Here is a 10,387-nt window from a genome sequence, read left to right as displayed (position 1 = left end):
ATTTAAGGGTTCAATTATAGCGCTACGCGCAAGTAATAAGTTTACTGCTCATATGTTTGGTGCTTCAAAAATGTCCTAACGTGCTTTGGTAGTGCCATACACTGCAAAATTCTGGAAAAGCAGTAGGTTAAATTTGGAACATATCAAAAGGTAAAAGAAGAATTGTTTTATTCCCATTACCGCTAGCTAAAATTTTGCCATCTGGACTAAATGCCAGACAATAAACTACACCATTATTTTCAGTAAAGCTCTTAATTTCTCTACCTGTATCTACTTCCCAGAACTTGATAGTCTTGTCGTAACTACCACTAGCTAAGGTTTTACCATTTGGACTAAAAGCAATAGTAAAAACATCATCAGTATGCCCATTTAATGTATAAATTTCTTTCCCTCTTTCTGTCTCCCATAATTTGATAGTTTTATCTTGACTACCACTAGCTAAAGTTTTGCCATTTGGACTAAAAGCAACAGTGTCAATACCTGCTGTAGAATTACTATGTCCTTTGAGAGTCAGAAATTTACTTTGATTTAAATACCAAATTTTAATCGTGCGATCCTTGTTACCACCACCAGTGGCAATAATTTCACCATCTGGGCTGAAAGTAACACATAAAACTTCATCCATATGTCCTTTCAGAGTATTGATTTCTTTGTAAATATCTAAAGACCAAAGCTTAATAGTTTCATCTTGACTGCTGCTAGCCAAGGTTTTGCCATCGGGACTAAAAGCAAGAGAATAAATTGTGCCTTTATGCCCTGTAAGTGTGTAAATTTCTGTACCTGTAACTGTATCCCATAGTTTCACACTTTGATCATCACCACCACTGGCTAATACCTTACCATCGGGACTAAAAACTACAGCTTTTACCTTTCCAGGTGCTGTAATTGTCATTGGTTGTTGATTCAATTGAGATAGTTGCCAAATTTTAATAGTTCGATCATCGCTACCACTAGCTAGAGTTTGTCCATTGGGACTAAAAGCAAGGGACATTACACGTTCAGTATGTCCTTGTAATATTTGTATGGATCTATGCTTCTGTGTAACTGGTGGTGTAGCAGTATTGGAAGTAAGAGGAGGTGGTGGTGTGGGAGGTGAGCTTGGTTTCGTTGCTACTGGTACTGGTACTTGTGGTTTGGGAATAACCGTTAGGAGCTCAGATGGCTGTGATTTCTGCTGTACAGGCGATTGAGGTTTTGCTGGCGGTGAAGTTGCTTTGATTTGGGTACTTGGTTCCAGTGGTGGTACAGATGGGACAATTCCCTGCATCTGATTTTGGAATTGAGCGATCGCAGCTTTAAATTCATTCAACTGCCTTTGAGTACTTATACCTAAATTTTGAGTATAAGTATTTAGCTGTAATAGTCGCTGATTCAGAGGTTCTATTTGTTGCTGTATTTGGGCATTAATTTGAGTAGTTGGTTCATGATTACCCTGACTATTAGTTCCTCTTATTCCTTGTTGTAAGGTTTGAATTTGCTGCTGAGTACTTCGACTCAATTGTTGAATCAAGGCATCAAGTTGTGCCATACGCTCATTGATCACTTGCATATTCAAGCCTTGTTGCCCTTTTTGTAGTGCTTGAATTTGTTGTTGAGTAATTTGTATACGGTTATCGAGTTGCCCTACTCGCTGATTAAATGCTTCTATATTGATATTTTGTTGCCCTTGTTGCATGGCTTGAATTTGTTGCTGGGTATTTCTATTCAATTGCTGTATGCGGGCATCAAGTTGTCCTACTCGCTGATTAAAGGCTTCCAGATTTACAGTTTGTTCTCCTGGCTTTTGACTATTGGTGTTTAACTGTTGTTTGAGAACATCTAATTGCTTTTGGGTGCCAGAATTCAATTGTTGAGTAAAAGTATCAATTTGGGCGATTTGTTGTCTAATTACTGCGATTTGTTGTTCTGTATGGTTATGAATTTGTTGTTTCAGGGCATCTATATTAATGCTAGCCACTTCAGCAGTTTTTCCACTAGATAATTGTTGCCTTTGTTGTAATCGTTCTAATTGTTGTTGGGTAGTTTGACTCAAATTTTGAGTTAAATTATCAAAGTTATCTAAACGTTGTCTTAAGGGATCAATCAACATATCAACTTGATAAATCGCTGCTTGCTGTTGACTTTCTTGTAATTGTTTCCAGCGTTCTCGGTTAGCTATATTTAAACCAATAGCAACAGTTAGAGGCGCGGCTGCATAAACAACCTGTTGAGTTGCGGCGGCGGCTAAAGTTCCTAGGGCGGCAGCATATAAAGATACATATTCGCTAATTTCTAGCCAGTGGGTTTTGGTCATAAGTAAAATGCTATACTTGCTGCTGGGAGAGAATAGCTGAATCGCGCAACGTGGTTGTGAGGGCTATGATTTATATTCCAGTTATAAACCACTACAATCTGGACTTTAAATTCTATTAGCCACCAGAAAATTTCTCATAAAAATCAACAGAGGAAGAGTTGATTGCAGAAATTGGATAATTTATTTTGTAGAGTAATACCAATATGAAAAATAATTGCTGCCCATGAATTACTCAAAAGCTGACCCAGAAACTATTTCACAATCCAAAATCCAAAATCCAAAATTCTGCTGACCAAGCCTCTAGCCTTTGTAGAGTGGCTGCGCCAACAGGGTAGGTGTAGGAGAAGAATTAGCCCCGAAAGCTGAGTACAAGCCCTTACTTTCAAGTATGAAAATCAGATAAAAATATGTTTCGAGATACATAGTAAGAGAAACACGGCATCCTTAGAAATAAACCCCTGCTTTTAAGTAGGGTCTGCTGAATAACTGAAAATATTGATTTATCAATGCTTTGAGGTTATTTTATTGAGGAAGGGCGTGCAAGGAAATTAGGATTTTAGGTTTAAAATCCTTGCATCTGTTATTTTTTCTGGCAAAAAGAATAGAAATAAAGAGACTGGAACTACTCCCTACTCCCTACTCCCTACCCCCACCAAAAGACTTTTATGCCTAACGGCACGCTCCGCGAACAGCAAGCCCTAAGTATGGGATTCCCTACACCCTATCTCCTATCCCCTACATCTAGGCATGGGAGTCTTAATTCCAGGCTATCCTTACTACCGGATTCTATTTGTTAGTGAAGCACCTTATTTCAGTTCTGGATGAGCCTTAACTTCTGCTGAGGTAGTACCCATTTTGTTAATAGCTGCAATTAACTGGTACAGACGACCTAAATCCCGTTGATTAAAGTACAAAAGTAAGCGGGGTAGTTGGGAGGTTTCATCTTGTCCTTCTTGGGGTAAAGCTTGACTGGTTTCAATTCGCCCCTTAACCAAAATATCGCTGAAATTATCATTTAGTTGTTCGACTTCAGCTGGTGATAACTCAGTCTTTAACCGAATAACTAAGCGATCGCCCACATAACGGCTGGAGTGGTACACTTGGAAAAATCCTGTAATAGCTTTGCAGGCTACTGACAAGTTATCTGTAATTGTATATAAACTGGGGTCTTCAGGGCTAACCAAACCTGTTTTCACCAATTTTTGATTAATATATTCGCTCCAGGAACGCCAGTAGTCTCCACCAGGACTGTCAATTAACACCACAGGTACTGGACCAAATTTACCAGTTTGGCTGAGGGTCATACATTCAAAGGCTTCATCTTGGGTTCCAAAACCACCTGGGAACAAGGCAACAGCATCACTTTCTTTCAGTAAAAACAACTTCCTAGTAAAGAAGTATTTAAAGTGAATTAACTTGGGATCGCCTTCTATGAATGGGTTCGCTTCCTGCTCAAATGGTAGTTGAATGTTCAATCCAAAAGAGTTTTCCCTCCCCGCACCTTCATTCCCTGCTTGCATGATCCCACCACCGCCACCAGTCATCACCATAAATCCCAATTGGGAAATATCCCGAGCAAAGTCAACTGCTATTTGGTACTCTGGGGTTTCTGGAGATAGACGTGCTGAACCAAAAATTGTCACCTTACGCACATGGCGATAAGTATAAAACAGCTCAAAACCTCGCTCCATATCTGCTAAGGAAGCACTTAGTATCTTCCAGTCTAGGCGATCAATTTCATTCCCAGCCAGACGTAATATGGTAGATAATGCCTGTTGAATTAATTGCTGATGCTTTAAATTCGGTAACCGTTCGATTAGTTCCGCCAGATCAGCTTGCAAAGACTCCAATGTATCCAAAGAATCCGATGAGGTCATTTCAGTTATCAGTTATCAGTGAGCCAGTACCATCTACGGTTCTCCAAAAAAGAGACACTATGCCAAAGTAATTACCAAAATATCTATACCTCATGGTTTCTCAATTTATCAGCTTGAGCTGTATATGAGTAAATTACTTACTTGTTAGTAATAATAAATACAGGCGCAGTCGCATTATGATATTACCTGGACTGTAAATTTTGAATGTTTCAAATATTAATTTATATCAAAATAAAATCAATAAATTAGAGTAATTACTTACTCTTGACCTAACTGCGATCGCTTCTGAGACAAAAAATCACCTCTGGCTGCCAAACCGGAGGTGTAATCTTGAAGTCCCTTTCCAGATTTTTATTTGGCAACTTAATGATGTTTCAAGGATGGGTAAAGAATCAGGACAGCAATTCTCAATATTTTTATCCACCTCAATTTAAATCATTATGAATCATCCGAAAGATATTTTTCGATGGTGTTAGCTAATGTGGATTTGGGAACAGCTCCGACTACCATATCAACCTTTTGACCACCTTTAAAAATCATTAACGTAGGGATACTACGAATATTATACTTACTAGCGACATCTGGGTTGTCATCGGTATTAACTTTTACGACCTTGATCTGCCCATCATACTGATTAGCAATTTCTTCTACAACTGGGGCTACCATGCGGCAAGGACCGCACCAAGGTGCCCAGAAGTCAACTAAAACAGGAACTTGACTGTCTAGGACTTCCTTCTGAAAGGTCGAGTCGGTAACTTGTTCGGCTGTTGACATGCCTACAAACCTTTGCTTGTTATATTTCTAAGTTTGGTGAAAATTCTACCATAGCAAAAACCTCTGCTTTCGCAAGTGAAGAATTTAGTTCTGCAAAGAAGCTTCACTATATTATTGTACTACGCATATAGGTTAAGACATTGTTGAAGTAGCAGGTTTTAGGGTTCAACAATCTCCTAACCTATGTGGGTAGTGCTGTCCTGACTTTTCACGGTATGTGGAAAAGTCAGAGTGCTATCAACCCAAAAATTAGAATAAGTCCATATAAGGAACCGCCCGAACAATAGTCCGGGCGGAGTGTGGTGTGAGGAGTGAACGGAAACATGCGTCTCCGCTATCTCTATTGTAGGCGACAGATGGAATTTTTCCAGTGATTGTTGAAGTCTCTAGGAAAAATTTATTAATAATTGGGATTAAGGCAATCCTTCTATAAGAAAACTTTACAACCAAAATTTTTAGGTTAGCTTAGTGCTAGTACTGCAAGGCAGAAGTCAAAAGCTTATAATTTAGGCTTTTTAACAGTTGTAAATAGTTGGTCTATTTACGCCCAGTTGCACTAAGACAACAAGTGAAAAGTGAAAAGCAAGAATGCTGATGTTACAAGCTTTTTACAAGTTCCAGATCGTACCTTGATTTTCGCGCAAGTGGACTAGGCATAAAGAATTCTTTCTGATTCCTTTACTCCTACTACTCTGGCAAGGGAACTATGCCTGGTTAATAATGAAAAGAAAAAGTTATTTTCTCCCCACACTCCCCACACTCCTCCTCTTCTCCTACCCAGCAAAGTTGGTGTGGTGGACTACTGTACCCTGGGGTAAGCCTTCTCAGAGGATCTACATTTCTTCACTTCCTCATTTACCCATACCCAATTGTTGAGCTTTTTGGTAAACTTTCCCCTCGGTTAAAAGGGAAGGTGCAATTACAACCTCAACTTGCTGCATTTCTTGGAGATTTTTAGCTCCTAGAGTACCCATACTTGTCTTTAAGGCTCCTAGGAGGTTATGAGTCCCATCATCAAGTCCTGCTGGACCGGTGAGTATTTGTTCTAGGGAACCTGTTTTACCCACTTGAATCCGAGTACCACGGGGCAGTACAGGGCTGGGTGTTGCCATTCCCCAATGATATCCTCTACCGGGGGCTTCTGCGGCTCTAGCAAAGGGAGAACCAATCATCACACCATCTGCACCGCAGGCAATACATTTACAAATATCCCCACCCGTAATTAAACCACCATCTGCAATTACAGGTATATATTTACCAGTTTCTTGATAGTAATCATCCCTGGCTGCGGCACAATCTGCGATCGCAGTTGCTTGGGGTATGCCTACACCCAATACACCACGGGAGGTACAAGCTGCACCAGGGCCAATGCCGACTAAAACCCCTGCTGCACCAGCTTTCATTAAGTTCAAGGTGACTTCGTAAGTCACGCAATTGCCCAAAAGTACGGGCATGGGCATTTCCTGGCAAAATTGATCTAAGTCTAGGGGAGTAACTGAGTCTGGTGATAGATGAGCGGTGGAAACTACTGTTGCTTGGACAAATAACAAATCGGCTTTTGCTTCTGCGATGGCATTACCATATTTACTCGCTCCCACAGGAGTTGCACTGACGGCGGCAATTCCCCCTTGTTGCTTAATTTCCTGAATCCGTTGTTTAATTAATTCTGGCTTAATGGGTGCAGCATAAAGTTCTTGCATCAAGGATACAAATTCGTCTTTACCCACAGAAGCAATGCGATCTAAAATTGGCTCTGGATTTTCATAACGAGTTTGAATTCCTTCTAAATTCAGTACGCCCAATGCCCCTAGTTGTGATAGACGTACAGCCATGCCCACATCAACAACACCATCCATTGCACTAGCAATAATTGGTATTTTTCGCTCTATACCACCTATTTTCCATGTGGTATCCGCTAATTGCGGATCAAGTGTTCTATTTCCGGGAACTAAAGCAATCTCGTCAATACCATAGGCTCTACGAGCCGTTTTGCCCCGCCCAATTTGAATGTCCACGCTCTTACCCTTCCCATTCTCAAATCTGTTTAAGCTAGGGTATCAAATTGTGGGGTGATTTGGATTGCTTTTTTCTAGCTAGGCAAATATTTTTTTTAATCAAATATTTATCTCCCTAAGGGACTTCTAAATAAAAAAATAATCAATCGTTATGAATGCAGGGAGCAGGGGTCAGGGAGCAGGGAGCAGACGGAGGGAAAGTCATTTTGGTAACAAAAATTGGGTAATTTATTTCTTGGAGTTCCCTAACTTATGGAAGTATTCGAGTAATTTGTCCCCAGGGGAATGAATACACCCAATCTATAATTGTAGTCAATAAATATTTTTTGATTATATTGATTGCAAAATGTTAAGATGTCCCTATGTGTGTTTTTATATTTATCCAGTAAATAACAGTATAAAAAATAAATTTCACCCATAAACTTAATTGTAAAAAAAAATACAAATATAATTTGAGTAATAATTCCTCTCTTTCATAATCATCTTTCTAGGGATTATTGCCCTACTTGAAATATTGCCCATTTATCAATCAGAATTGTTAGCATAAATCCCAGATTTGATATTTTAGCCTTGATTCAATCTGAAACACTAGAACTATTAGAATGGCATCGCCTCTGCCAGCATTTATCGACTTTTGCGGCTACAAAACTGGGGGCGATGGCGACGCTGGATTTACAAATTCCTCCTTCTCAACCAGAGAGTGAGTATTTGCTAACCCAAACAAAGGAAATATATGAGCTTGATAATACTCTGTTAAATGGGTTGTCCTTTGAAGGAATTCAAGATATCGGAGATTCCTTAGAAAGAGCAGAGCTGCAAGGGATTTTAACAGGTGAGGAATTATTAGCGATCGCCACCACTTTGGCAGGTACCAGAAACTTGCGACGAACCATTAACGAGCGCCCTGACTTAGAGATTTTAAATCAGTTAGTTGCCGAACTGCGAACCTATCCGGAATTAGAGCAAGATATCCACCATTGTATAGATGAACGGGGACAGGTAGCAGATCGTGCGAGCCAGAAATTAGCTGAAATCCGGCAAGACCTGCGGAAAATACGTATTCAAATTAATCAAAAGTTACATAATATTTTACAAGTCAAAGCCAACGCTGTTCAAGAACAGATCATTACCCAAAGAGGCGATCGCTTTGTCATTCCCGTAAAATCCTCCCACAAAGATAGAATACCGGGTATTGTTCATGATACCTCTACCAGTGGTGTTACCCTCTACATAGAACCTAGCTCTGTAGTTCCGATGGGCAATCAACTGCGGCAGCTAATGAGGCGGGAACAAGTAGAAGAAGAAGCTATTCGTCGCTCTTTAACGGAGAAAATCGCAGAAGTAATACCCGACTTGGAAAAATTACTGGCAATTGCTACCGCCCTGGACATGGCAACTGCCAAGGCACGTTACAGCCTGTGGTTAGAAGCAAATCCTCCCCGATTGCTAAATCCTCAAGACCAGGAAACTATTAACCTCCGCCAGTTACGCCACCCCTTATTAGTGTGGCAGCAAAACCACGAACAAGGGTCAGCCGTTATTCCCGTAGATTTACGGATTAATCCGGAAATTCGAGTTGTAACAATTACAGGTCCGAATACAGGTGGTAAAACTGTTACCCTGAAAACCTTGGGACTGGCAGCATTAATGGCCAAGGTGGGTTTATTTATCCCCGCTAGGGAACCAGTAGAAATACCTTGGTTTGACCATATATTAGCTGATATTGGAGACGAACAGTCCCTACAACAAAATTTATCCACTTTTTCCGGTCATATTCGCCGGATTAGTCGCATTCTCGAGGCATTGTCAGAGGAGAATACATCCTTAATACTATTAGATGAAGTGGGTGCAGGTACGGATCCGGCTGAAGGTAGTGCCTTAGCCATTGCCCTACTGGAATACTTGGCAGATAATGCCCAGTTAACCATGGCAACCACCCACTTCGGCGAACTCAAAGCCTTGAAATATCAAAATGAACGGTTTGAAAACGCCTCCGTTGAATTTGACGAAACGACCCTTTCCCCTACCTATCGCTTATTATGGGGGATTCCTGGACGTTCCAATGCCTTAGCGATCGCTAGCCGATTGGGATTGAAAGGAGAAGTCATTGAACAGGCAAAAAACCAACTGGGAGAAGGAACAGACGAAGTTAACCAGGTAATTGCTGGTTTGGAAGCACAACGGCGCAGTCAAGAAACCAAAGCCGCCCAAGCAGAGGATTTATTACAACACGCAGAGCGTTTGTATCAAGAAGTTAATACCAAAGCCGACTCCTTACAGGAAAGAGAAAGGGCATTACGAGCTGACCAGGAAATAGCAGTCCAAAAAGCGATCGCCCAAGCCAAAGCAGAAATAGCTCAAGTAATTCGTCGTTTACAGCAAGGGGAACCAACAGCCCAAAATGCCCAGAAAGCCACCAACGCCCTGGAAAAAATATCTGCCAAATTTACACCACCACCACCGCCAAAAGAGAAAATTGGCTTTATTCCCAAAATAGGCGATCGCATTCGGATTCCCAAGCTGGCACAAACTGCTGAAGTCCTCACAGCCCCCAATGGAGATGGAGAATTAAACGTCCGCCTGGGGATTATGAAAATGACGGTTCAGCTAGAAGATATTGAGTCCTTGGATGGGAAAAAAGCAGAATCTCTCGTCAAAGAGCAAAATGTCCGGAAATCAGAAATAGCCAAGCATAAAGCAAATGACAAAAACCTCACAGAACCCACCCCAACCCCCGTACTAATTATTCGGACATCGAAAAATACAATTGACTTACGGGGAAAACGAGTGGCTGATGCAGAGATAATTTTAGACAAAGCTATTGCTGAAGCCACAGGGGCTATTTGGGCAATTCACGGACATGGTACAGGTAAATTAAGGCAAGGCGTGCAAGAATTTTTACGCCAGCATCCCAGAGTCAAGCGTTACGAAGCCGCACCACAAACTGATGGGGGAACAGGAGTAACTATTGCCTATGTAGATTGAAAGAGAGGGAGTTGTTAGTTGTTAGTTGTTAGTTGTTAGTTATTTCGTTGGGAGTTGGTAGTTGTTAGTTGGGGGATAGGGTAAAGATCCCTCTTTCATCGTTGATGGTGAAAAATTTTTTTCATCAGGACTGAATTCTTCAATAACGGAATGAGAAAGAAAATTAAACAAAGTAAAAAAAATAACCATAGTTAATCAATAAAAGTATAAGATTAATCACAGTTACATCTTTTGTAAAATAGGTTTTCGTCTTAGAGTAAGACAAATACAATCTGCTGTTCTCAAAAAATCATGGCGGTTTTAGAGATACCAAGACAATCTCAAAAAGTGTTTCCTATGGTTATGTCTTGTCACCTCTAGCTACTTACTAAGCTTTGGGAAACCAAGCCGAACTTTTAAGAGTCTGGTTTCAAAATGGGTAACAGCACCACTCCCCAATGGCC

5 protein-coding genes are annotated in these 10,387 nt (G+C 40.7%); 1 reads left to right on the top strand and 4 read right to left on the bottom strand.

Annotated features, from left to right (window positions below; translation table 11 throughout):
- Positions 1-127 precede the first annotated feature (127 nt).
- From CALSC_RS16120 to CALSC_RS16105, 4 genes are all read right to left on the bottom strand, one after another.
- Entirely contained in the window at positions 128-2,293 is a 2,166-nt protein-coding gene (locus tag CALSC_RS16120; protein ID WP_088242331.1) for a WD40 domain-containing protein, read from the bottom strand.
- 806 nt (positions 2,294-3,099) lie between these two features.
- Positions 3,100-4,170 carry an LOG family protein gene (locus CALSC_RS16115; protein WP_088242330.1) on the bottom strand — a complete coding sequence of 357 codons (1,071 nt, stop codon included), beginning with the start codon at positions 4,168-4,170 and terminating at the stop codon, positions 3,100-3,102.
- 438 nt (positions 4,171-4,608) lie between these two features.
- Entirely contained in the window at positions 4,609-4,944 is a 336-nt protein-coding gene (gene trxA / locus CALSC_RS16110) for a thioredoxin (RefSeq protein WP_088242329.1), read from the bottom strand.
- 851 nt (positions 4,945-5,795) lie between these two features.
- Positions 5,796-6,959, bottom strand: coding sequence for a GuaB3 family IMP dehydrogenase-related protein (locus tag CALSC_RS16105; protein ID WP_088242328.1), 1,164 nt, complete (start codon positions 6,957-6,959; stop codon positions 5,796-5,798).
- Positions 6,960-7,529: 570 nt separating this feature from the next.
- Here CALSC_RS16105 and CALSC_RS16100 point away from each other — a divergent pair.
- Positions 7,530-9,944 (top strand): endonuclease MutS2, encoded by a 2,415-nt coding sequence (locus CALSC_RS16100; protein ID WP_088242327.1) that lies wholly within the window; start codon positions 7,530-7,532, stop codon positions 9,942-9,944.
- Positions 9,945-10,387: the final 443 nt, after the last annotated feature.

The organism is Calothrix rhizosoleniae SC01 (assembly GCF_900185595.1).
GTDB lineage: Bacteria > Cyanobacteriota > Cyanobacteriia > Cyanobacteriales > Nostocaceae > Calothrix_A > Calothrix_A rhizosoleniae.
Note: the sequence above shows the minus strand (reverse complement) of the source record. Positions and strands in the feature narration are given on the sequence as shown.